Origin of the sequence: Micromonospora sp. NPDC049679, assembly GCF_040659735.1 — a bacterium.
Lineage (GTDB): Bacteria > Actinomycetota > Actinomycetes > Mycobacteriales > Micromonosporaceae > Micromonospora_I.
Genome location: NZ_JBFANZ010000002.1, coordinates 52850 through 75607 on the forward strand (window position 1 = coordinate 52850; position 22758 = coordinate 75607).

Annotated in this window: 17 protein-coding genes and 1 riboswitch; of the genes, 8 read left to right on the forward strand and 9 right to left on the reverse strand. The window is 71.7% G+C overall.

The annotated features are described in order from the left end of the window. Positions 1–14: 14 nt before the first annotated feature. From AB0J06_RS01985 to AB0J06_RS02000, 4 genes are all read left to right on the forward strand, one after another. Complete coding sequence (locus tag AB0J06_RS01985; protein ID WP_357423585.1) at positions 15–2477, forward strand: S8 family serine peptidase; 2463 nt, start codon at positions 15–17, stop codon at positions 2475–2477. A gap of 49 nt (positions 2478–2526) precedes the next feature. Beyond that, positions 2527–3453 carry a GNAT family N-acetyltransferase gene (locus tag AB0J06_RS01990; protein WP_357423587.1) on the forward strand — a complete coding sequence of 309 codons (927 nt, stop codon included), beginning with the start codon at positions 2527–2529 and terminating at the stop codon, positions 3451–3453. A 39-nt stretch (positions 3454–3492) separates the two neighbouring features. Continuing rightward, positions 3493–4944 carry a sugar porter family MFS transporter gene (locus AB0J06_RS01995; RefSeq protein ID WP_357423589.1) on the forward strand — a complete coding sequence of 484 codons (1452 nt, stop codon included), beginning with the start codon at positions 3493–3495 and terminating at the stop codon, positions 4942–4944. Between the two features lie 99 nt (positions 4945–5043). After that, positions 5044–5274, forward strand: a complete 231-nt coding sequence (locus AB0J06_RS02000; protein WP_357423591.1) for a hypothetical protein — start codon at positions 5044–5046, stop codon at positions 5272–5274. Between the two features lie 97 nt (positions 5275–5371). Here AB0J06_RS02000 and groL read toward each other — a convergent pair whose 3' ends face one another. The 3 genes from groL to AB0J06_RS02015 all read right to left on the reverse strand — a co-directional run bounded on the left by groL (position 5372) and on the right by AB0J06_RS02015 (position 8739). Next, positions 5372–6994, reverse strand: coding sequence for a chaperonin GroEL (gene groL, locus AB0J06_RS02005; protein WP_357423593.1), 1623 nt, complete (start codon positions 6992–6994; stop codon positions 5372–5374). A 284-nt stretch (positions 6995–7278) separates the two neighbouring features. Continuing rightward, entirely contained in the window at positions 7279–8355 is a 1077-nt protein-coding gene (locus AB0J06_RS02010; RefSeq protein WP_357423595.1) for a hypothetical protein, read from the reverse strand. Positions 8356–8535: 180 nt separating this feature from the next. Continuing rightward, positions 8536–8739: a cold-shock protein gene (locus AB0J06_RS02015; protein ID WP_357423597.1), complete on the reverse strand. Its 204-nt coding sequence runs from the start codon at positions 8737–8739 to the stop codon at positions 8536–8538. Between the two features lie 440 nt (positions 8740–9179). Here AB0J06_RS02015 and AB0J06_RS02020 point away from each other — a divergent pair, with 440 nt between their 5' ends. After that, entirely contained in the window at positions 9180–9635 is a 456-nt protein-coding gene (locus tag AB0J06_RS02020) for a GNAT family N-acetyltransferase (protein WP_357423945.1), read from the forward strand. Positions 9636–9671: 36 nt separating this feature from the next. On the opposite strand, the gene paaN is transcribed toward AB0J06_RS02020, so the two are convergent. After that, positions 9672–11345: a phenylacetic acid degradation protein PaaN gene (paaN, locus tag AB0J06_RS02025; protein ID WP_357423599.1), complete on the reverse strand. Its 1674-nt coding sequence runs from the start codon at positions 11343–11345 to the stop codon at positions 9672–9674. A 92-nt stretch (positions 11346–11437) separates the two neighbouring features. Between paaN and AB0J06_RS02030 the strand changes: the two genes are divergently transcribed. Continuing rightward, positions 11438–11902 carry a hypothetical protein gene (locus tag AB0J06_RS02030; protein ID WP_357423601.1) on the forward strand — a complete coding sequence of 155 codons (465 nt, stop codon included), beginning with the start codon at positions 11438–11440 and terminating at the stop codon, positions 11900–11902. Here AB0J06_RS02030 and AB0J06_RS02035 read toward each other — a convergent pair. The 4 genes from AB0J06_RS02035 to AB0J06_RS02050 form a co-directional block, all read right to left on the reverse strand. Continuing rightward, on the reverse strand, positions 11880–12896 hold the full coding sequence (locus tag AB0J06_RS02035; protein ID WP_357423603.1) for a GNAT family N-acetyltransferase: 1017 nt from the start codon (positions 12894–12896) through the stop codon (positions 11880–11882). The two genes, AB0J06_RS02030 and AB0J06_RS02035, sit on opposite strands and share 23 nt — an antisense overlap. Positions 12897–13206: 310 nt before the next feature. Continuing rightward, entirely contained in the window at positions 13207–14499 is a 1293-nt protein-coding gene (gene thrC, locus AB0J06_RS02040; protein WP_357423605.1) for a threonine synthase, read from the reverse strand. A gap of 11 nt (positions 14500–14510) precedes the next feature. Next, a riboswitch (SAM riboswitch) is annotated at positions 14511–14648 on the reverse strand. A gap of 193 nt (positions 14649–14841) precedes the next feature. After that, on the reverse strand, positions 14842–15738 hold the full coding sequence (locus AB0J06_RS02045; RefSeq protein WP_357423607.1) for an ABC transporter permease subunit: 897 nt from the start codon (positions 15736–15738) through the stop codon (positions 14842–14844). Then, positions 15738–18725 carry an alpha/beta fold hydrolase gene (locus AB0J06_RS02050; RefSeq protein WP_357423609.1) on the reverse strand — a complete coding sequence of 996 codons (2988 nt, stop codon included), beginning with the start codon at positions 18723–18725 and terminating at the stop codon, positions 15738–15740. Before AB0J06_RS02050 ends, AB0J06_RS02045 begins: the two co-directional genes overlap by 1 nt. 109 nt (positions 18726–18834) lie before the next feature. Here AB0J06_RS02050 and AB0J06_RS02055 point away from each other — a divergent pair, with 109 nt between their 5' ends. Both AB0J06_RS02055 and AB0J06_RS02060 read left to right on the forward strand, forming a co-directional pair. Then, the gene (locus AB0J06_RS02055; protein WP_357423611.1) at positions 18835–21048 is read left to right on the forward strand and encodes an AAA family ATPase; all 2214 of its coding nucleotides are present in this window, start codon (positions 18835–18837) and stop codon (positions 21046–21048) included. A gap of 68 nt (positions 21049–21116) precedes the next feature. Next, positions 21117–21896 carry a helix-turn-helix domain-containing protein gene (locus tag AB0J06_RS02060; RefSeq protein ID WP_357423613.1) on the forward strand — a complete coding sequence of 260 codons (780 nt, stop codon included), beginning with the start codon at positions 21117–21119 and terminating at the stop codon, positions 21894–21896. A 327-nt stretch (positions 21897–22223) separates the two neighbouring features. Here the strand turns inward: AB0J06_RS02060 and AB0J06_RS02065 are convergent, their stop codons facing one another. Beyond that, positions 22224–22703, reverse strand: a complete 480-nt coding sequence (locus AB0J06_RS02065) for a cupin domain-containing protein (protein WP_357423615.1) — start codon at positions 22701–22703, stop codon at positions 22224–22226. Positions 22704–22758: the final 55 nt, after the last annotated feature.

Sequence of the window (22758 nt, forward strand, 5' to 3'; positions counted from 1 at the left end):
GTACTGTGTCGCACATGTCCGTCGGTCCCGCGCAACCCCCGCCGTCCCTGCCGGGATCCGGCCCGTTTCCCGCGCCGCCACCGCCGCCACCGCCGCCACCGCCGCCGACGCCCCGGCAGCGGCCGAATCCCTGGCCGGTGGTGGCCGCGGCGCTGGTCGGGGCCGCAGCGGTGGCGCTGACCGTCGCCGCCGAGACCGCCGGCTGGTTCGTCGAGCAGATGCTGCTCATCCTCGGGTTCGACCAACCGGCATGGACCAGGCCGCTGGCCAGCCTGGTCGCCACGCTGCTCGTCGCGATCCCGGCCGGGCTGCTCGCCGCGCTGCCGCGCTCCCCCGGCGTACGCGCCGCGGGTCGCGTCTGGCTGCTGGGCGCTACCGCGCTCGCCGGGTTCGGCCTGCTGCGCGCCGTTCCGCTGCCGCACCACGAGCTCTATCTGGGCGCGCTGACCCTGTTCGCCGCCGGGGGCGGGCTCGTCGTACGCCTCCGCCACCCGCCGGCGACGTCCATGCCGGTGGCCACGCCGCTGGTCACCACGCCGGTGGTCACGCTGTTCGGCGTCGCCGCCGGGCTGGCCCTGCTCCTGCCCTGGCTCTGGCTGGGGGCGCTCGGCGGCGCCCTGGAAACGGCGCTCGCGGTCACCGCGGCGGCGGCCGTCGGCTGGCTCGCCGTGGGCATCCTCGACCGGCCGTTCTGGGCCGTGTACGACCGCGGTCCCGGGCGTCCGGCGCTGCGGTTGGTGCTGCTCGGCGGCCTGGTCGCCGGCGTGGCGCTGACGCTGCTCGCCGCCGGCGTGGGGCAGAGCGGCGCCCAACTCGCCGCGCTGCTCGTGCTGCCCCCGGCCGCGTTCGCCGCGGCCGCGCTGGCCGCGTTCGCCCACCGGGCCGGGGCCGACGTCGCGCCCCCGGTCGGCTGGTTGGTCGGCACCGCGGCGGTGGGTCCGCTCGCCTTCGTGGACCCCGAGGAGATCTCGCTGATCCTCGTCGGACGCGATGTCCCGTTCTGGGCGGCCATCGCCGCCGGCGGTTCGCTCGTGCTCGCCCTCCTGCTCGGTCTCGGTTACGCGGTCGCGTTCGCCCGCCGGCGCACGCCGACGCCGCGGCGGTCGGTCGGCGCGCTCACCGCGGCGGCCGTGCTCGTCACGGGCGCCGCCGTCCATGTCGGCCTCGGTGCGCCCGGGCTGCATGGCGAGAAGCTCTTCGTGGTGATGAAGCAGCAGGCCGATCTGAGCGGGGTCGCGGGCCAGCCGGGGCCGGCGGGGCGGGATTCGCGGGTGCGCGAGGTCCGCCGGCGGTTGGTCGCCCACGCGGCGGCCTCGCAGGCTGACCTGCGCCACGACCTGGAGCGGTGGCGCCTGCGGCACCGCCCCTACTACCTGGTCAACGCGATCGAGGTGGAGGGCGGCCCGGCGTTGCGGGCCCGGCTGTCGCGCCGCGCGGACGTCGACCGCGTGCTGCTCGGCCAGAACCTGCGTCCGCTGCCGGCGCCGCCCCCCACCGAGCACGGCGCGGAGCCGCCCCCGTCGGCACCACCGTGGAACCTGACGATGCTCCAGGCCGACCGCGTGTGGTCGGAGTTCGGCGTGGACGGATCGGGGATCGTGGTCGGCAGCTCCGACTCCGGGGTGGACGGGGCGCATCCGGCCCTCTCCGCCGGCTTCCGCGGCGGCGACGACTCCTGGTACGACCCGTGGAACGGCACCCGCACCCCGAGCGACCACGGCGGGCACGGCACCCACACGCTCGGCTCCGCCGTCGGCGGCCACAACGTCGGCGTCGCCCCGGGCGCCCGCTGGATCGGCTGCGTCAACCTCGACCGCAACCTGGGCAACCCGGCGCGTTACCTGGACTGCCTGCAGTTCATGTTGGCACCGTTCCCGCTCGGCGGCGATCCGATCGCCGACGGCCGGCCGGAGCGGGCGCCGCACGTGCTGACCAATTCGTGGGGGTGCCCGCCGATAGAAGGATGCGATCCGGGGGCGCTGGCTCCGGCGACCGCCGCGCTGGCCGCCGCCGGGATCTACGTGGTCGCGGCCGCCGGCAACACCGGCCCCTCGTGCGGGTCGATCGAGGATCCACCGGCGATCTATCCCGACGTGCTGACGGTCGGCGCGGTCGATCGCGAACGGCGGGTCACCGAGTTCTCGAGCCGCGGGCCGGTGGCGGGCGGGCCGGCGAAGCCCGACGTGGTCGCGCCCGGGGCGGACGTGCTGTCGGCGATGCCCGGGGGCGGCTACGCGAGGCTGGACGGGACGTCGATGGCGACCCCGCACGTGGCCGGCGTGGTGGCGCTGATGTGGTCGGCCAACCCGGCGCTCATCGGTGACATCGCCCGCACCCGCGACATCCTGCGCGACACCGCCCGTCCATCGGAGACCTTGCCCGCCGGCTCGGACAACTGCGGCCGGACCGCGAACGTCGACGGTGCCGGTCTGGTCGACGCCTACGCCGCCGTGCAGGCCGCACGACCGCGCCGCTAAAAAACCTCGTTTCACCAACATCGGCGGACAGGCCCTAAGGTCGGCCACCATGGATCATGGATTCTCGATCGAGGAGCTGACCGACGCCGATCTTCCCGCCATGGTGGGGCTCTGTCGGGACGCACTGGACCTGTCCGACGACGCGGCCGAGGCGGAACCGATCGTCTCGTGCCTCTGGGGGGAGGCCGGCTCGCGTCGGGCCATCGGATTCGGAGCGCGGGTCGGCGGCGTGCTGCACGGGGTCGTGCTCGCATCGGTGGGGCGCGGCGACGCGTCGGTCGGTCACGTCGACCTGCTCGCCGTCCACCCGCAGGCACGGCGGCGGGGCATCGCACGGGCCCTGTTGGGACGGGTCGAGGACGCGCTGCGGGGGCAGGGCGTCGGGGAGGCGCGTCTCGCCGGCAATCCGCCCTACTACGCCTGGCCCGGCATCGACGTCCGCTACACCCCGGCCATCTGCACCGCGCTCGCGCTCGGCTACGAGCAGGATCGTACGGCCTGGAACATGACGGCCGATCTGTCGTCCGGGACGTCGGCGGCCGTACGGACCACCGGGCCGGCCGAGGAGCGGCTCGCCGCGGCGGGCGTCACCGTACGCGCCGCGACGGTCGACGATCTGCCGGCCTTGACCGGGTTCGCCGAGGTGACCTTCGGCGGTTCGTGGGCGGGCGAACTCGCGCAGTCGGTGGGGCGGGCGGGGGCGGGTTGCCATCTGGCCGTCCGCGCCGACGGGGAGTTGCTCGGTTTCGCCGCGTACGGCGCGTGCCGGCCGACCTGGTTCGGCCCGATGGGCACCGCCCCGACCGCGCGGGGACTGGGCATCGGGGGTGTGCTGTTGCGGCGGTGCCTGCGTGATCAGCAAGCGGCCGGTCACGCCCGGGCGGAGATCGGCTGGGTCGGGCCCGTGCGGTTTTACGCCGAGGCAGCGGCGGCAGGGATCGAGCGGGTCTTTTTCCTCTACCGGAAACAACTATAGTTAGTCAGACACATCGCCTATGTACGACAGGATGATGGTGTGGATCCGGACCGACCCGACGCCGCCAACTCGCCCGACGCGTCACCGTCAGCGCCACGACCCGGACCCGCCGCCGAGGAGGGGCACCATGGCGCGGTAGTGCTGGTGTCCGGCGCCGCGGCGCTCGGCGGTTTCCTCTTCGGCTACGACACCGCCGTGATCAACGGCACGGTGGACGCGTTGGAAGCCCAGTTCGACATGTCCGCGGGGCTGCTCGGCTTCGTGGTCTCCTCCGCGCTGCTGGGCTGCGCGGTGGGCGCCTGGTTCGCCGGTCCTCTCGCCGACCGGCTGGGACGGATCCGGGTCATGCTGATCGCGGCGGTCCTCTTCGCGATCAGCGCGGTCGGGTCGGCGCTGGCGATCGGCCCGATCAGCCTGGTGGTGTGGCGGGTCGTCGGCGGCCTGGCGGTCGGCGCGGCGAGCGTGATCGCCCCCGCCTACATCGCCGAGATGTCCCCGGCGGGGCTGCGCGGGCGGCTCGGCTCGCTGCAGCAGCTCGCCATCGTCACCGGCATCTTCGTCTCGCTCCTCGTCGACTACGCGCTCGCGCGGGTGGCGGGCGGAGCCGCGGAACCGGTGCCGTGGGGTGGGGCGGCCTGGCGCTGGATGTTCGCCTCGGCCGCCATACCGGCGATCATCTACGGCTTGCTCGCCCTGCAGATTCCCGAGTCGCCGCGGTTCCTGGTCAAGCAACGTCACCTCGACCAGGCCCGCAAGGTGTTGCAGCGGTTCGTCGGCGGGAATGTCGAAGCGCGGATGCGGGAGATCAGCCGGTCGCTGGCCGGCGGGGAGCAGGCGGTGCAGCTGTCGGATCTGCGTGGTCCACGGTTCGGCCTGCTGCCGATCGTGTGGGTCGGCATCGTGCTCTCGCTGTTTCAGCAATTCGTCGGCATCAACGTCATTTTCTACTACTCGACCACGCTCTGGCGCGCGGTCGGCTTTTCCGAGTCGGACGCCATGTTGACCAGCGTCATCACGAGTATCACGAACATTGTCGTGACGCTGGTCGCGATCTCCTTGATCGACAAGATCGGGCGCAAGCCGCTGCTGGTGATCGGCGCGACCGGCATGATCGTTACGCTCGGCACGCTGGCCTGGTGTTTCAGCACCGCCACCGGCTCCGGGGAGAGCCTCACGCTCGCGCCGACCACCGGCAAGATAGCGCTGGTCGCCGCCAACCTCTATGTGGTCTCGTTCGGGGTGAGCTGGGGGCCGGTGGTGTGGGTTCTGCTGGGCGAGATGTTCAACAACCGGATCCGCGCGACCGCCCTGGCGGTCGCCGCGGCCGCGCAATGGGTCGCCAACTGGCTCGTCTCCACCACGTTCCCCGTGCTCGCCGACCTCGGCCTCAGCTTCGCGTACGGCCTGTACACGATCTTCGCCGCCCTCGCGCTGATCTTCGTGCTCCGCGCGGTGCGCGAGACGAAGGGGCGCGAGCTGGAAGACATGTAAAGCCATCGAAAAGGGTGAACGGGAGCTTTCGCCAGATAGCGCCATTTCCCCGCCGGGCCACCCCGCCCCGACCTACGGTGACGAGGGAAGGAGGCGGTCATGGTCAACGAAGAAGAACCGCCGGACGATCTCCACACCGTGACGCGGGCGCACCTGGTCGGAATGCCCGCGGAGGCGACCGGTGGCCGGCTCGACTACGCCGGCATCGCCGAGCCCGACGACCTGGACGGGCTGGTGGCCGACGAGCCGGTCGTGGTGGACGCGCCCGTGCGGCAGGTGCGGGAGACGGTGTCCCAGGCGGAGAAGCGACGCAACCAGCCGCGACACTAGAACGATCCGCAGGGTTGGCGACACTTCGGAACGGCCAGGACATGAAGAAGGGGCGGACCGCTGACGCGGCCCGCCCCTTCCCCGTAGAGCGGTGGACTTAGAAGTCCATCTCCCCGCCGCCCGGCGCACCCGCCGGGGCCGGGTTCTTCTCCGGCTTGTCCGCCACCACAGCTTCGGTGGTCAGGAACAGGGCCGCGATCGACGCAGCGTTCTGCAGCGCCGAACGGGTCACCTTGGCCGGGTCGATGATGCCGGCCTTGAGCAGGTCGACGTACTCACCGTTGGCGGCGTTGAGGCCGTGGCCCGCCTCCAGGTTGCGCACCTTCTCCACCACGACGCCACCCTCGAGGCCGGCGTTGACGGCGATCTGACGCAGCGGGGCGTCCAGCGCGAACCGGACGATCTGCACACCGGTCGCCTCGTCGCCGACGAGGTCCAGCTTGTCGAAGGCGGTCTTGCCGGCCTGCACCAGCGCGACGCCACCACCGGGGACGATGCCCTCTTCGACGGCAGCCTTCGCGTTGCGGACGGCGTCCTCGATGCGGTGCTTGCGCTCCTTCAGCTCGACCTCGGTGGCCGCGCCGACCTTGATGACCGCAACACCGCCGGCCAGCTTGGCCAGGCGCTCCTGCAGCTTCTCGCGGTCGTAGTCGGAGTCGCTCTTCTCGATCTCGGCACGGATCTGGTTGACCCGACCCTGGATCTGCTCGGCGTCACCGGAACCATCGACGATCGTGGTCTCGTCCTTGGTGATGACGATCTTGCGAGCGCGGCCCAGCATGTCGAGGCCGGCCGCGTCGAGCTTCAGGCCGAGCTCCTCGCTGATGACCTGGCCACCGGTGAGGATGGCGATGTCGTTCAGCATGGCCTTGCGGCGGTCACCGAAGCCCGGCGCCTTGACGGCGACGGACTTGAAGGTGCCGCGCACCTTGTTGACGACCAGGGTGGCCAGGGCCTCGCCCTCGACGTCCTCGGCGATGATCACCAGCGGCTTGCCCGACTGCATGACCTTCTCGAGGATCGGCAGCAGGTCCTTCACCGAGGAGATCTTGCTGTTCGCGATCAGGATGTAGGGCTCGTCGAAGACGGCCTCCATCCGCTCGGGGTCGGTCATGAAGTAGGCGGAGACGTAGCCCTTGTCGAAGCGCATACCCTCGGTGAGCTCGAGCTCCAGGCCGAAGGTGTTGCTCTCCTCGACGGTGATGACGCCTTCCTTGCCGACCTTGTCCATCGCCTCGGCGATGATCTCACCGACGGTGCTGTCACCGGCGGAGATCGACGCGGTCGAGGCGATCTGCTCCTTGGTCTCGACGTCCTTGGCGAGCTTGGCCAGCTCCTCCGCCACGGCGCCGACGGCGGCCTCGATGCCCCGCTTCAGGGCCATCGGGTTCGCGCCGGCCGCGACGTTGCGCAGGCCCTCGCGGACCAGCGCCTGGGCGAGGACGGTCGCCGTCGTCGTGCCGTCACCGGCAACGTCGTCGGTCTTCTTGGCGACCTCCTTGACCAGCTCAGCCCCGATCTTCTCGTACGGGTCCTCGAGCTCGATCTCCTTGGCGATGCTCACACCATCGTTGGTGATGGTGGGAGCGCCCCACTTCTTCTCAAGCACGACGTTGCGGCCACGGGGGCCGAGCGTCACCTTTACGGCGTCGGCGAGCTGGTTCATGCCCCGCTCGAGGCCGCGGCGCGCCTCTTCGTCGAACGCGATCATCTTGGCCATACGGCGTTGTCCTCCTGGACGCTCGCGACACTCGGGGCCCTGTCGGACCCGCGATGCCGCCTGCTTTACGCACCTTCGGACGTCACTACCTGGCGACAGTGACGTCCGCCGGCCGGGCCGGATAGCCCGCGACGACCGGCCATAACCGCTCGCTCTTCGGAGAGTCCGCGCCCATGGCCCCACCGCCCCGACCATTGGCACTCACGGTCTGCGAGTGCCAACCACTTGTTTAGCACTCTCCCCTGCCGAGTGCAAGCGGCTTGGGGCACCCGCACCGTTCCGGCTCACCCCAGTTCGGCCGCCAACTGCCCGGCGGTCACCGGAGCTTCCTGGGCCCGCTGCTCCGCATAGGTGACCACGAGACCGACCAGATAGACACCGTAAAGCGGCAGATTGAGCAGCGCCGCGACGAGAGTCATCGCCACGATGCCGACCGACAGCCCGACCGACCCGGTCTGGTCGACGTCCACGGCGACCATCCCGAGACTCCCCAGCACGCCGACGACGACGACATTTCCGGCGGCGGCGACCAGGGCGACGACGGCGACCCGGCCGAGCACCATGCCGAAGCGGTTGTGGAACATCCGGAACGACCGGCCGATGGGATTGGCGCGCTCGAAGAGGACGATCGGCCCGACCAGGCTCAGCACGAAGATGAAGTAGATGCCGGGCAGGACGCAGGCGCAGAAACCGGCGGCCACGATCACGCCGGCGAGCAGCGACCAGCCCCACAATGCCGGCGCGCGGCGCAGGCCGTAACGGAGCGCCGCACCCAGCCGCACCGGCTCGCCGAGCGCCTGCCGGGTTACCGCCCACGTGCCCGCGGCCCAGCCCATACTCTGGATCAGGCTGATCAGGACGGCGGCGACGATCACGACCCCCACGAAGGCGACGAAGTCGCGGAACAGGGGCTCGAACTGCGCGGCGTCCGGCTCCCCGGCGCCGTACACCGGTGTCACGTTCTGCCGCAGCGGGAGCGTGGCGAGACCGAGCACGACCGCCGGCACCGCCTGGGTGACCAACATGATCAACAGAACCATCCACCAGCTTCGTCGGACCATGCCGCCCACCCGGGCGAGCCATCCGCTGATGCCGACGCCGGGAGGCGTGACGAGCGGGTCGTTGGGGTCGAGATAGCCCGGGCCCGACGGCCAGTAGCCCCAACCGGGCGGGTAGGCGCCGGCGGGAATCGGATAGCCGGGCGGGTAGGCGCCCGGGGGAATCGGATAGCCGGGCTGCGACCCCTCGACGGAAAATGCCCACGGCGGAAGGTTCGACGGAAGGTTCGGCGGCTGCCGATCCGGGCCCGGCTCAGGGCCGACGCCGGGCTGGGGCTGATCCGGCGGAGGCTGGTCGACCATGACTCTCCTCGCATAGCTGGCTCGCGACAAATCACGATCTTGCAGCTAGTCATACGGAAGAGGCATCGGTCGGTCGGCTACCCGACGCGGAAACGAACCAGGCGCCGGTACACACCTCGCGAGGGCGGAGACATGCCCTTGATCAATGGAGCATCGGCGGCATCAGCGGCCGGGGCACGCTCAGGCGATCAGGCGTACCTTTTCGGCCTGCGGGCCCTTCTGTCCCTGCGCGACGTCGAACTCGACGCGCTGACCGTCGTCGAGCGCCTTGTAACCGTCCATCTCGATGGCCGAGAAGTGGACGAAGACGTCCTCACCCCCGTCAACCGCGATGAACCCGTAGCCCTTTTCGCTGTTGAACCACTTGACGGTGCCCTGTGCCACGGTGCACTTCCTCACTTCGATGGTGCTGGGTCTCGACGACCCCCGGCTGGCGCATTCGCTGGCCGGAGCCGCCGATCCGTGGTCCGTGCCGGTCCCGGAAACCAGCGGCCGAAATCGCACGCTACACGAGGCATCCCAGCGGTGCACTACCCCAAAAAGGACACTGCGGATCGGCTGTCCTGATTCTCGCCGCCTGCCCAGACGCACTGTCGTTGATCGGTCATGGTCACTGCGCGCGCCGCACGGAGCCCGTCCGGCACCATGGCCGAAGCCGGCCGGCCAGATCGACAGTTCTCTGGATCGTGCCGGCACGCTGCCGGTTCGGCCGCGGCCCAACCCGCTCACCCTCCACCTGCGACGCCGTCCCGCGTGCCACCATGATCTGCGTGACCCCGCCAGGAGCGACCGTACGGCGGATCCGTGCGGAGGACGCCGCCCGGATGCGCGCCCTGCGTCTGGAGATGCTCGCCGACTCGCCGCTCGCTTTCATCGAGACGATCGCCGATGCCGCCGCCCGGACACACACCGAGTTCGCCGCGCGGGTCGCGCGGCTCGCCGTCGGGCCGGAAGCCGCGCAGTTCATCGCCGAGGCCGACGGCCGGTTCGTGGCGCACGCGGGAGGGCTGGTCGCCCCCGACGACCCCACCATCACCGTGATCTTCGCTGTCTACATCACGCCGCCCTGGCGCGGCCGAGGGCTGCTCGGCGCGCTGGTCGACGGGGTCGCGGCGTGGTCCCGGTCGGTCGGACGACCCGAACTGCTGCTCGAAGTGGTGGTCGGCAACGACCGGGCGGTGCGGGCGTACGAGCGGATCGGTTTCGTCGACACCGGCGTGCGGGTCCCGCACCCCACCGTGCCGACCCTCACCGAGCTCCAGATGCGCCGCATGGCGTGAGGGCCCCTCCTGTGCCGGAAGGGCCCTCCCGCGGCGTCAGTGGTGGCGGCGGGACTGCACGATGCGGAACCGGTTCGCGACGTACGCGCCGTCGGTCAGCGCGGCGTTGGCCGCCGGGTTCGCCCCGCTGGCGTGGAAGTCGGAGAACGCCGCCGACTGGTTGACGAAGACCCCGCCGGTGAGGTTGCACGACAGGTGCACGCCGACGTCGACCGCGGCCGCCTCGGCGGCGTCGAGCACCTTCTCCTCCGTCGAGTAGACGGCGGCGGTCAGCGCCCCCCGCTCCCCGACCGTGTCACGGAAGATCTGGAGGCTGTGCGCGGTCGAGTCGGTGGCGATGACGAACGAGATGGGTCCGAACCACTCCCGGCCGTACGTCTCCGCGCGGTCCGCGCCGAGCTTGATGATCGTCGGGGTACGGACGACCGCCCCGGGATGGGCCGGGTGTGTCACCTCGCGCGAGGGCAGCACGACATCGCCCACCCCGGCCGCCTCGTCGAGCCGGGTGAGGACGCCGTCGTTGACGATCGCCCCGGTCAGCTCGACGCCACGCGCCGGGTCCGCGGTGATCTTGCCGACCGCGCCGGCGATCCCGGCGGCCACCTCGTCGAAGCTCTTGTGCCCCTGGTCGGTGCTGATCCCCTCGGCGGGGACCAGGATGTTCTGCGGGGTGGTGCACATCTGCCCGCTGTAGAGGGTCAGCGAAAAGCCGAGGTTGCGGCAGAGCCCGGCGAAGTCGCCGGTCGAGTCGACGATGACCGTGTTGACACCGGCCTTCTCCGTGTAGACGGCGGCCTGCCGCGCGTTGGCCTCGAGCCAGTCGCCGTACTCGGTGGAGCCGGTGAAGTCGACGATCTTCACCTCGGGGCGGGTCGCCAGCGTCGACGCCAGCCCTTCGCCGGCGGCCTCCGGCGCGAGGACCAGCAGGTTGGGGTCGAAGCCGGCCTCGGCGAGCACCTCGCGGGCGTATTTGACGGTGACGGCGAGCGGCAGCACCGCGCGGGGGTGCGGCTTCACGATCACCGGGTTCCCCGTCGCGAGGGAGGCGAAGAGCCCCGGGTACGAGTTCCAGGTGGGGAACGTGTTGCAGCCGATCACCAGCGCGACCCCGCGGGGCACGACGTGGAACGTCTTCGTCATCCGCAGCGGATCGCCCTTGCCGGCGGGTTTCTCCCAGTCGGCCGTGCCCGGGTGGCGGGTCATCTCCGCGTACGCGTAGGCGAGCGCCTCCAGCGCCCGGTCGAGGGCGTGCGCGCCGCCGGCCTGGAACGCCATCACGAAGGCCTGTCCACTGGTGAACTGCACCGCGTTGGCCAGCTCGAAGATGTTGGCGTGCAGCCGGGCGAGGATCTCCAGGCAGACGCCGAGCCGCGTCTGCGGGCCGGCGTCGCGCCACGCCGGCAGGGCGGCAGCGGTCGCGGCGATCAGTTCGTCGGCTGCGGCGTGCGGGTAGCTGACGCCGAGGTCGACGCCGAACGGGCTCGCCTCGGTGGCGACCCGGTCACCTGCGCCGGGCTGGTCGAGGGGGAAGTCGCCACCGAGATAGGAGCGGAAGGCCGCCTCGCCCTCGGCGGCGGCGGTTTCGCCGTAGATGCGGGGACTGGGCGACTCGGGGTAGGCAGACCAGTAACCGCGCTCGGCGATGGCGGTCAGCGCCCGCGCGAGCGTGTCGGCGTGCTTGGCGTACAGGGGATGCGGGGTCTCCGTCATGTCAGCCATCATGCATGTCCGGCGGTGACGAACGCGAGGAGCGTGCCGCGCGATGTTGGACGCGCGGGCCGGGCCGCGTGCGATGCTGGGGCATGGCATCAGGGCAGCTCGTACGCACGGCGCTCACCTGGGCGAACGGGACGACGCTGGCGGGGCTGGCGTTGGCTGCGGCGGCGCGTACCAGCCTGCGGCGCGGTCCCGGCGGGGTGCTGGTGGCCGGCGGCTACGCGTTGCGGGCGCCGCAGCAGCCGCTCTTCACGATCGGGTCGGTGATCTTCACCCGCACGACCGCGGGCTGGCTCCTCGAACATCCGGCGCTCGTCGAGCACGAGAGTCGCCACGTCAACCACTACGCGGTGCTCGGCCCGCTCTACTGGCCGGCGTACTGGGCCGCCAGCGCCTACTCCGCAGCCCTGACCGGCGACTTCAGCAGCCGTAACGTGCTGGAACGGCACGCCGGTCTGGAGAGCGGCGGTTACGGCGAGCGACCGTTGCTCCCCTGGGCGGCGCGGCTGCGGACGGTGTGCGAACGGGTCAGATCGTCTGCTGCCAGTTGATCCAGCGGTCGACCGGTCGGAAACCCAACGCCTCGTTAATCGCGATCATGTGCTCGTTGGCGGCGGCGTTCCAGGTGTCGACGACGCGCAACGCCGGCTCGTGCGCCATCGCGTGCCGCAGGTTTTCAATCTTGGCGATCAGGCCGAGCCGATGACCCCGGTGCCCCGGGTCCACGATGGTGATCTGCTGGAACGCGTGCCAGTCGGTGGAGGCCCCGAGGTCCAGCATGGTCCACGCGACGAGCCGGCCGGAGGCCTCGTGCCGGAGCCCGGAGTGGTAGGTCCGTCGGCCGCGGGCGGCGATCGCCTCTTCGGTCGACCGGAGCCGCGCCGCGTCCACCTTTTCGGGTTCCCAGGCAAGGTCGCCGGTGGGCGCGTCTTCGATCAGACGTCCGTCGAGGTAGGCGATGTCGTCGACGTACTCCTCGGGAGCGGAACCCTGCCACCGCACCAGCCGGTAGCCGCCGGCGCGCGACCAACTCCCCGCGAGCATCGCGTCCAGCGCGGCCTCGTCCAGGCGTGACACGTCGAGCCGTCGTCGGACGTCCACCAGGACGCAACTCGCTCCCACCGCGGTCGCGAAGGCCGCGCCCGGGTCGCTCTCCGGTGCCCGGCCGGGCGCCTCGACCGCCATGCCGACCAGACGCTTACGGCCCAGCTCACGAAGTCGTGTGACGGCGTACGCGTGCAGCGCGCGACCGACGCCCCGCCGCCGGTGCGCCGGATGCACCTGGAGATCGACCGAGGCGTTGTCGAGGTTGTCGTGCTGGGGCAGCTCGAGCATCAGCAACCCGACCGGTTTCCCGGCGGCGTGGGCCAACGCCCATTCGAAGCGCACGCTCGGCCGCTGATGCCGCAACCGCCCGAAGAACTGCTGGCGACAGACCGGCGGGAAGTCCGGTAGGTCGGCCGCGGTCGTCTCCACCGCGACGGTGTAGGCCTGCTCGGTGGCGACGGGATCCGCGGGATCCATGGGGGCGACGGCGATGTCCATGCGTCGAGCCTGCCGCCGGGCCGTGCCGCGCGCGACCTATTTACGAGCCCGGAAACGTTGGTCGGGAGGACGCTCGCACAGCGCCTTCGGCGCCGGGTCGTTGGAAACCCGAGAGATTGTTACCAAGCTCTGGTCGGGCCCTTACGGCGATACGTCCTCCCGCACCGAGCATCCTGCGACGCCCCGATGCCGCCGTCAAGTCCTCGTCCGCGAGTTTTCTCAACCTACGGCAAAAGGACGACTACAGCCTGCATGGACAGCATCCGTTGAACAGGCGAGCACCACTCACCACTTCAGATGATGGGACGGATTACCCGAGCAGGCCGGCCTCGCGGACCGAACGGAGCGACGGCTTCACCCGGTGCGTCGGGCCGACCTGCTGCGCGACCGCATCGATCGTCTTCAGCCCCTCACCCGTGTTGAAGACGACCGTCTCCGCGTCCGGGTCGAGCTTGCCGCTCTCCACCAGCTTGCGCAGCACGGCGACGGTCACCCCGCCGGCGGTCTCGGCGAAGACGCCCGTGGTGCGGGCCAGCAGGCGGATCCCCTCGCGGATCTCGTCGTCCGAGGCGTAGTCCATCCAGCCACCGGTGCGACGCACGGCCTCCAGCGCGTACAGCCCGGCGGCCGGGTCACCGATGTTGAGTGACTTCGCGATCCCCGTGGGCTTGACCGGCGTGATCGTGTCGGTCTCCCCGTGCAGCGCGACCGCGATGGGGTTGCAGCCGGCCGACTGGGCGCCGAAGACCCGCCACCCGTTGGCGGGGGCCTCGACCAGGCCGATCTCCACCAGCTCGCTGAACGCCTTGTCGACCTTGGTCAGCAGTTCGCCGCTGGCCATCGGGATGACCACCTGCTCCGGGATCCGCCAACCGAGCTGCTCGGCCACCTCGTAGCCGAGCGTCTTGGAGCCCTCGGCGTAGAAGGGGCGGACGTTGACGTTGACGAACGCGGTGTCCTCGAACTCGTCGGTTTCGACCAGCTCACTGCAGAGCCGGTTGACGTCGTCGTACGAGCCGTCGATCGCGACCAGTTCGCCACCGTAGACGGCGGTGGTGACCACCTTGCCCGGCTCCAGGTCGGCGGGGATGAACACGATCGACGGGACACCCGCGCGGGCGGCGTGCGCGGCCACCGAGTTGGCGAGGTTGCCGGTCGACGCGCAGGCGAAGCGGGTGAAACCCAGGTCGCGGGCGGCGGTGAGCGCCACCGAGACGACGCGGTCCTTGAACGAGTGCGTGGGGTTGGCGCTGTCGTCCTTGACCCAGAGCGGCGCCCTGATGCCGAGCGCGGCGGCGAGGTTGGGGGCGGAGACGAGCGGCGTCAGGCCGGGGTCGAGGGTGACCCGCGTCGCCGGGTCCTGACCCGCGGGGAGCAGCGCGGCATAGCGCCACAGGTTCTGCGGCCCCGCCTCGATCTCGGCGCGGGTGACCCGGGCCAGGGCGGCGGCGTCGTAGGCGACCTCGAGCGGACCGAAGCACTCGTAGCAGGCGTGTTGGGCGGCGAGCGGATATTCGGCGCCGCAGCCGCGACAGACCAGGGCCCGGGCAGGGCTCGCGGAGACGGGGGCGCCGGTGGCGGGTTCGTCGATGATCGACGTCATCAGAGGCCTTCCTCTCATCTTTCCCTGCGCCGCACTGTGCGACGGGGGGACGGATTTGGCACCTGCCTCGCGTGGCCTCTGCGTCGAGACATGCAAGGTGGTTGCCGGGGCGTCAACGGGCCGTTTCCCTCAGCCCCTCTGGATGAGGTATTCAGTTGTGCCGCACAGTCTACGACCGTGCGGTTGCCGTTCCGCGAGCGATTCTCAAGGTGTGACCAACCCCTCTGACCGGCCACGACACGGCAGCCCGCCCCCTCCGGCCGAGATCCGCGTGATCAGGGACTGCGCACCCCGGCGCCGACGACACGCGGTAGCTGCACCCTGATCACGCGGGTCCCGGGGTCAGGAGACGACGTCCTTGCGGGTGAAGCGCCAGAAGGCGAGCGACCAGAAGACGGTCGCGTAGCAGATCGCGGAGATGCAGCCGCGCACGATGTCGTCGGTCTGCACGGGCGTGGAGAGCAGCCCCAGCCACGCGGTGCTGTAGTGGGTGGGGAGGAAGTGCCGCAGCACGCCGAGCGCGGTGATCTGGTCGAGGATGCTGGAGAGAATCCAGAGCAGGACCGCGCCGCCGACCGCGCCGAGCGCGGCATCGGTCGAGACCGACAGCAGGAACGCCAGCCCGGCCACGATCATCAGCATCACCGCGAGATAACCGAGGATGCCGAGGAGCCGCAACAGCCCCTCCCCGGGCGGGATCTCCGCGGCGACGGTGCTGCGCAGCGGCGCCCAGCCGTAGCGCAGCGTGCCGATGAGCAAAGCGGTGCCGGCGAGCAGGAGCAGGGCCAGAGCCGAGTACGCGAGCGCGACGACCAGCTTGACCGCGAGCAGCCGGGCGCGGGGCACCGGGATCGCCAGCAGATAGCGCAGACTCCCCCAGCTCGCCTCGCTCGCCACCGTGTCACCGCAGAAGAGCGCGACGATCACCACGAGCAGGAACGAAGCCGACACGAAGATCGAGAACAGGGTGAAGTTGAGCCCGCCGGCGGTGGCCAGCTCGATGAGGCTGGAGAACTCCCCGCCGCGCTCCCGGTCGTCGCCGTTCCCCTCGAACTGGAACGCGATCAGAACGATCACCGGCAGCAGGATCATGAAGCCGAGGGCGAGTTGCGTACGGCGTCGCGAGGCCTGCCGCCGCACCTCGGTCCAGATCGAGAGCGTGGCCTGTGGCCGGTAGCCACGGGCCGCCCCGGCGCTGTCGGGTGCCGTACCCGCTCCGGCGCTGCGCACTGTGGACATCAGCGGTCCCCGCTTCCCCGAGAGTTGTCGCCCACCAGGGCGAGGAACGCGTCTTCCAGACGACGGCGCGGCATCACCCGGTCGACGCCGACGCCGGCTCGCACCAGTTCGGCGACCACCTCGCTGCGCGGCGTGCCGTTGATGTCGACGACCAGTCCGGTGCCCCCCTCGGTCGCCACCGAACGCACCCCGGCGATGCGGCCCAGCACCTGCTGCGCCGCCTCGACGTCCGAGACGTCCAGATGGACGCTCGGCGACTCACCGACCAGTTCGGCGACCGGGCCGGACGCCACGATGACGCCCTTGTTGACCACGACCGCGTGGGTGCAGGTCTGCTCGACCTCCGCCAGGAGGTGGCTGGAGACCAGCACGGCGCGTCCGCCGGTGGCGTAGCGCTTGAGCACCCGGCGCATCTCGGCGATCTGCGGCGGGTCGAGTCCGTCGGTCGGTTCGTCGAGCACGAGCAGCTCGGGGAGGCCGAGCATGGCCTGCGCGATCGCCAGCCGCTGCTTCATGCCGTGGCTGTACGTCTTGATCTTGCGATGTACGGAGTCACCGAGACCGGCGGTCTCCAGCGCCTCCTCGAAGTGGGCGTCCGCCAGCGGCCGCCCCGTCGCACGCCAGTAGGAGCGGAGGTTCTCCAGCCCCGTCAGGTGCGGCAGGAACCCGGGACCTTCGACGAGCGCTCCGATCCGGGAGAGCACCGGCGAGCCGGGAACCAGGCGGTGCCCGAAGACGTAGATCTCCCCGGCGCTCGGCTGGGTCAGCCCCATGAGCACCCGCAGGGTGGTGGTCTTACCCGCGCCGTTCGGCCCGAGCAGCCCGACCACCTGACCGCGCTCGACCGTGAAGTCCACCCTGGAGACCGCGACGAAACCGTCCGCGTACTCCTTGCGCAGCTCGCGAACGACCAGTGGCGTGTCCGCGTACTCCGCGGTGACCGAGGTGTCCATCCGGCGGTGCCGGCGGCGTGCGATCAGGACGACCGCGACGAGCCCGAGCGCGATGGCGACGAGCAGGCCGATCAGGACCCAGCGCCAGAGCACCCCCGGCGTGGCGATCGGGTCCCCGGGCACGGTCGGCAGGGCGACCGTCGACGTCGTCCCGTCACCGAGCCCGACCTGGTAGACGGTGGGCTGGATCGGCGTCGCGTACGCCTGGTCGGCGGTGGCCACCACGATGCGCAGCCGGTTGCCGGCCTCGATCCGGCGCACGATCGCCGGCAGCGTGACGGCCGCCGGCCGCGCCCCGGCCAGGTCGGCGGGGAGGCCGGTCAGCCGCACGGGGGCGATGAGCCCGCTGGAGAGGGTCGCCCCGCCCTTCGGGTCGACGTCGTAGAGCTTGACGAAGAGCACCGCCTCGCCGGTGGGCGACGCGGCGCGGATCGTGACGGTCGGCGCCCCGACCACGTCGACCGGATGGTCGAGCGGCCGCGACTCGAACCGGGCGTGCTGTCCCGACAGATCGCCGGCGATTCCGTCGAGGAAGGACGAGAGTCCCTGCGCCATCGGCAGCGACGAGATCGCGGCCGGGTTGCCGTCCGGCGGGTTGGCGATCGACTGCGGCGGACCGGCGACGGTGACGCTCCGGGTGGACCTGCCGCTTATTCCGGGATAGTCGGCGAAGCTGTAGCCGCTGGCCACGAGACCGCGGTCGAGCGCGTTGAAGCCGGAGATCCGCGACCAGGTGAAGCTCTGCCCGGGCGCCGCGCCCTCGCCCTTGACGTAGTGACCGAGCCACTGCCCGGTGAGGTACTTGAGCCGGTCCCGGTCGGAGTCCGGGCCGGAGCCGCCGTCGTGGCCGCCGGTGAACCAGGCGACCCGGACCGGGGTGCCGTTGGCGGCGATGCCGCGGGCGTTGGCGTCGGCCTCGGAGAGCGGGAAGAGGGTGTCGGCCGCGCCCTGGATCAGCAGCGTCGGCGCCTTGATCCGGTTGAGCACGCCGGCCGGGCTCGATTTGCGCAGCAGAGCGACGGCTTCCTCGGTGCCCGTGCCCGCCGCGCCGATCTGCAGGTACGCCTGGCAGACGTCGCGGGCGAACCGGCCGCACTGCGGGTCGGCGCCCCGGTTCCCCGGCGGGACGACGCTGCCGGGGGCGGCGGTCGGTCCGGGGCTCGCGGGCGCGCCCGGCGAGGGCGGCCGCACGCCGGGCAACGGACTCGCACTCGCGCCCGGCCCCACCGCCGTGCCGCCGGCGCCCGCCGCGGGGCTGGCCGCGCCACCACTGACCGCGCCGGGGTCGACGCCGGCGGCCGGACCCGGCGTGCCGAGGTTGCCGAGCCCGCCGGTACCGCCCGGTCCCGCCGACCCGCTGCCGAAGAAGAGCCCCGCCCACCCCTTCTTGAGGACCCCGTCGACCGGGGACTTGCCGGTCGCCTCGGGCAGGAACGACCGCGACAGGTCGTTCCAGGTGATCATCGGGACGATCGCGTCGACCCGCGGGTCCTGGGCGGCGAGCATCAGCGCGAGGCCGCCCCCGTACGAGCCACCGACGACGCCCACCCGCGGGTCACCGGCGGCGTCGGTACGGATCTCGGGGCGGGTGGCGAGCCAGTCGAGCAGACGCTGCGCGTCGCGTACCTCGTAGTCGGGGTTGTCCAGGTGGATCTGCCCGCCACTGCGGCCGAACCCGCGGGCGGTGAAGCTGAGCACCGCGTAGCCGATGCCGACCAGGTCCTCCGCGTCGGTCTTCACCGTGTTCTTCGTGCCCCCGAAGCCGTGCGCCAGCAGCACGGCGGGCACCTTGCTGTCGGCGGACGCGCCGTCGGGAAGGTAGAAGGTGGTGTCCAGGTCGACCGGCTCGTCCCCGCCCGGACCGGACCGCACGGTGATCATGCGATTCTCGGCCGTGTACGCCGTGGACTTCGGCGACACCGCCCAGACGACCGCGCCGGCGAGCAGGGCGAGCAGCACCGAACCGGTGACGACCCGACGACGGGTCATCCTCGGCAGGGCACGGCGGAGCCGTGCCGGTAGCGGGGTAGGCATAGGGCACACCGTACGGCTTTGGGGTCTATCGGTGCCTGAGAACTCTCTCAGCGGGTCTCGCCTGCGTTGACGCGGTATCCGCCGGCGTCGCCGGGCTACTCTCGGCCCCGTGGCGGATCACGATCTCACCCTGACCGCGAGTCTGCGGCCGGCGGCGCTCGACGCTCGACGCGGCATCGTCCGGCTGCACCCGGAGGTGCTCGGGGCGCTCGGGCTCAACGCCGGCGACCCGGTCCGGCTCACCGGCCGACGGATCACGGCCGGCATCGCCGCCCGGGCGGAGACCACCGCGAGCCGCGCGCTGCTCTACGCCGACGACCTGACGCTGGGCAACCTCGGGGTGCGCGACGGCGGCCAGGTGACCGTGGCGCCCGTGCCGGTGGGCGCCGCGCGCCGGATCACCCTGACCGGCCCGGCGGAGATCGTCGCCGCGGTCACCCCCGAGATGCTCCGGCTCGCGCTGCTCGGCAAGGTGGTGACGGCCGGCGACGACGTCTCGCTGCTGCCGCAGGACGTGCTGCCGGACGCGGCCACCCGCACACTGGTCGAGGCCGCCCGGCGCAGCCTCGCCAACACCGTCGGGTACGCCTGGACGAGCACGCTGCTCACCGTCGCCGCCGCCGAGCCGGCCGAGTCGGTGCTGGTCACCATGGACACCGTCGTCGGATGGCAGGACGGACAGGTGACCCACGGCTCCACCCCCGCCGCCGTGGCGCCCGCCGCTGTCATGCCGGCCCCGGCCACGGCGGACGAGGGCGCGCCGGCCCTCGACGACCTGCCCGGACTGCGCGCCCAGGCCCACGAGCTCACCGAACTGCTCGACCTGGGCTTCCACCACCGCGAGGTGCTGGGCCGGCTCGGCACCACCGTCTCGCTCGGCGTACTCATCTCCGGCCCGGCCGGCTCGGGCAAGTCGGCGCTGGTCCGCGCGGTCGCGGCGACGCTCGGCGCCCGGCTCGTGTCGCTGTGGGCGCCGGAGCTGGCGGCTCTGACGAACGAGGCGGCGGCGGCCCGGCTCCGCGCCGCCGCCGCGTCGGTGCGCGGGGGCGGACCCGCCGTGCTGCTGATCTCCGACGTCGAGGCGCTGGCCCCACGCGACCAGCCCGGTCCCCTCGCCACCGTGTTCCGGCAGGTGCTCGCCGAGACGGTGACCGCCGGCGCGGCCGTGGTCTGCGCGACCGGCCGACCGGAATCCGTCGACCCGGGACTGCGCGCGCCCGACCTGCTCGCGCTGCAGTTGGCCGTCCCGCTGCCGGATGCCGCCCTCCGGCGTGAGCAGCTCGCCGTGCTGACCCGGGGAATGCCGCTCGCCGAGGACGTACGTCTCGACGAGGTCGCCGGGCGTACCCCCGGTTTTGTCGCCGCCGATCTGGGCGCACTGGCCCGCGAGGCCGGTGTGCGGGCCGCGCTGCGCCAGAAGTCCGAGGCGGCGCCGGTCGTCGCGATGGCGGACTTCACGGCCGCGCTCGAGGTGGTCCGGCCGACCTCGATGGCGTCGTCCACCCTGGAGATCGCGGAGGTGACGCTGGACGACGTGGGCGACATGGTCGAGGTCAAGGAGGTGTTGACCGAGTCGGTGCTCTGGCCGCTCACCTACCCGGACACCTTCGCCCGGCTCGGCGTGCAGCCCCCGCGCGGCGTGCTGCTCTACGGTCCGCCGGGCTGCGGCAAGACCTTCCTGGTGACCGCGCTCGCCGGCACCGGCCGCGCGAACGTGCTGTCGGTCAAGGGCGCCGAACTGCTGTCGAAATGGGTGGGCGAGAGCGAGCGCGCCGTACGCGAGCTGTTCCGTCGGGCCCGCGAGGCCGCGCCGACGCTCGTCTTCCTCGATGAGGTCGACGCGCTCGCGCCGGTGCGCGGCCAGGCGAGCGACGGAGGTACGACGGACCGCGTCGTCGCCGCCCTGCTCACCGAGCTGGACGGGGTGGAGTCGCTGCGCAACGTCGTGGTCATCGGGGCGACCAACCGGCCGGACCTGATCGACCCGGCGCTGCTTCGACCGGGTCGGCTGGAGCGGCTGGTCTACGTGCCACCGCCGGACGCCGCCGCCCGCGTCGAGATCCTGCGCGCCGCCGCCAGGGTGGTGCCGCTCGCCCCCGACGTCGAGCTCGCCTCGGTAGCGGAGACGCTCGACGGGTTCTCCGCCGCCGACTGCGCCGCGCTGATCCGCGAGGCGGCGCTCGCCGCGATGCGCGAGTCGCTGGAGGCGTCGACCGTGACGGCGGCCCATGTCGCGGCGGCCCGGGAGCGGGTCCGGCCGTCGCTCGACCCGACGCAGGTCGCCTGGCTGGCGGCGTACGCGGAACAGCACGCCAAGCGCTGACGAGCCGGGTCTTGTTTCCGCTAGGGTCCCGATAGCAGGACGGTAGTGGAAAGAAGGGCGGTGGCACGGTGGCAAGCTTTGTCAGCGTGGCCGAAGCAGCGGATCAACTCGGCGTCGATCCGTCGCTGGTCCGCCGTCTGCTTCGTTCGGGGGCGCTCGAGGGCGACCAGGTTGGCCTCGCCTGGCTGGTCGACCGCAATGACCTGGCCCGCCGCGTCGCCCATCGGCCGTTGCCACGCCGCCCGATGGCGGCTCGCCGCGCGTGGGGCCTACTGCTCATGCTCGCCGGCTTGCCCGCCCCGTGGCTCGACCCGGCGGCGCGCTCCAAGGTCCGGGCATTCGCCATTCACCTGGCCGGCGGGGAAGCGGACGTCTGGCGAGCCGCGCTGCGGGCACGCGCGCAGGTCGACCGATGCTGGATGCACCCGGCGGCACTACAACGCCTCGCGCAGGAGCCGCGGGTGGCGGCCGCCGGCGCCTCGGCGGCGATGAAAGCCGGTGCCGACCTGGTCGTGGTCGCCGCGGTGCCGGAGTTCTACGTCCCCGCAGACCTCTGGCCACAACTACGCCGCGAACTGCATGTGCGCGACCGCGGACCCGAGCCGAACGTCATCGTGCGTGTGCCCCATGACGTGTGGCCGTTCGCCGAGGGACAGTCCGATCTCGCACCGTCAGTGCTCGCCGCCGACCTGGTCGAGTCCGGTGAAGATCGCGCCGCCCGGGCCGGGGCGGAGATGCTGAATCGCCTTGCCGGCCAGATTGCGCGCCGCCGCTCCGGGCGCGTCAACGCGCAACACCTCGGGCAACGCACGAGCGAGGCCACAGCGTCCCCGCGACCCGTCACATGAGCGAGGTCGTGCTGCCGCCGCTGGCAGCGCCCGTTGACTCGCTATGGCACGCGGTCCTCGACCTGTCCGAGCGGCTCACAGTTCCTTGGACACTGGTCGGCGGCCAGATGGTCTGCTGCACGGGCTGGAACACGGCCAGGTGCCACCACAGATCAGTCGCTTCAGATCGACTTGTGCAGCGGACGTACGAGCTGTAGCAGCGTGATCGTGGTCTGTTGCTGCCCCTGGAGGGGCAGCAACAGACCACGATCGTCATCCCGGCCGAACGTCCCTGATCCGACAGTGACAGCCGCCGTGCCAGCCGGCACGCCAATCGCTGAGCGTTGGTTAGAGCCAGAAGGTGTCGTGGCGGAGGAAGAACTCGGCGCGCTCCTCCTCGCTCTTCCCGGCCAGGTCGATCAGCCCCTCGAAGTAACCCTCCCTCGGCGCGCCGGGGGCGAAGTGCAGCAGCATCGACGCCGGCTCCCCCGACTCGTTGCGGAACGCGTGGATCCCACCCTCGGGCACGTGCACGAAGTCTCCGGGGGCGGTGTCGATCCAGCGGGTGCCGTCGTAGATCCGCACCGAGCCCGCGAGAATGTAGAACGACTCGGAGATCGACTTGTGGAAGTGCAGGTCGGGGCCGCTCGGCGTGGGGCCCATCTCCCAGCGGTAGAGGCCGAACTGGCCGTTGGTCGACGCGCCTGTTGCCAGGTAATGGACCGTGTTGCCGGTCGGATACGTCAGCTCGGGCTTGTGGCCCGCCGGGCGGTAGCTGGCGCTGACCTCGCCCTTGTCACCGAGGTAACGCGGCTCCGGATAGCTCATGACCGCACTCCCGATCTTTGGTCTTCTGAACGCGCCGGGGCGGGCACGCTGCGGC

Excerpts from the sequence above, each read along its gene's own strand:
- AB0J06_RS02030 (WP_357423601.1), top strand. The coding sequence starts at position 11,438 with ATGGCATCAGGGCAGCTCGTACGCACGGCGCTCACCTGGGCGAACGGG.
- paaN (WP_357423599.1), bottom strand. The coding sequence starts at position 11,345 with ATGACGGAGACCCCGCATCCCCTGTACGCCAAGCACGCCGACACGCTC.
- AB0J06_RS02035 (WP_357423603.1), bottom strand. The coding sequence starts at position 12,896 with ATGGACATCGCCGTCGCCCCCATGGATCCCGCGGATCCCGTCGCCACC.
- AB0J06_RS02045 (WP_357423607.1), bottom strand. The coding sequence starts at position 15,738 with ATGTCCACAGTGCGCAGCGCCGGAGCGGGTACGGCACCCGACAGCGCC.
- thrC (WP_357423605.1), bottom strand. The coding sequence starts at position 14,499 with ATGACGTCGATCATCGACGAACCCGCCACCGGCGCCCCCGTCTCCGCG.
- AB0J06_RS02000 (WP_357423591.1), top strand. The coding sequence starts at position 5,044 with ATGGTCAACGAAGAAGAACCGCCGGACGATCTCCACACCGTGACGCGG.
- AB0J06_RS01990 (WP_357423587.1), top strand. The coding sequence starts at position 2,527 with ATGGATCATGGATTCTCGATCGAGGAGCTGACCGACGCCGATCTTCCC.
- groL (WP_357423593.1), bottom strand. The coding sequence starts at position 6,994 with ATGGCCAAGATGATCGCGTTCGACGAAGAGGCGCGCCGCGGCCTCGAG.
- AB0J06_RS02065 (WP_357423615.1), bottom strand. The coding sequence starts at position 22,703 with ATGAGCTATCCGGAGCCGCGTTACCTCGGTGACAAGGGCGAGGTCAGC.
- AB0J06_RS01985 (WP_357423585.1), top strand. The coding sequence starts at position 15 with ATGTCCGTCGGTCCCGCGCAACCCCCGCCGTCCCTGCCGGGATCCGGC.
- AB0J06_RS02020 (WP_357423945.1), top strand. The coding sequence starts at position 9,180 with ATGCGCGCCCTGCGTCTGGAGATGCTCGCCGACTCGCCGCTCGCTTTC.
- AB0J06_RS02050 (WP_357423609.1), bottom strand. The coding sequence starts at position 18,725 with ATGCCTACCCCGCTACCGGCACGGCTCCGCCGTGCCCTGCCGAGGATG.
- AB0J06_RS02010 (WP_357423595.1), bottom strand. The coding sequence starts at position 8,355 with ATGGTCGACCAGCCTCCGCCGGATCAGCCCCAGCCCGGCGTCGGCCCT.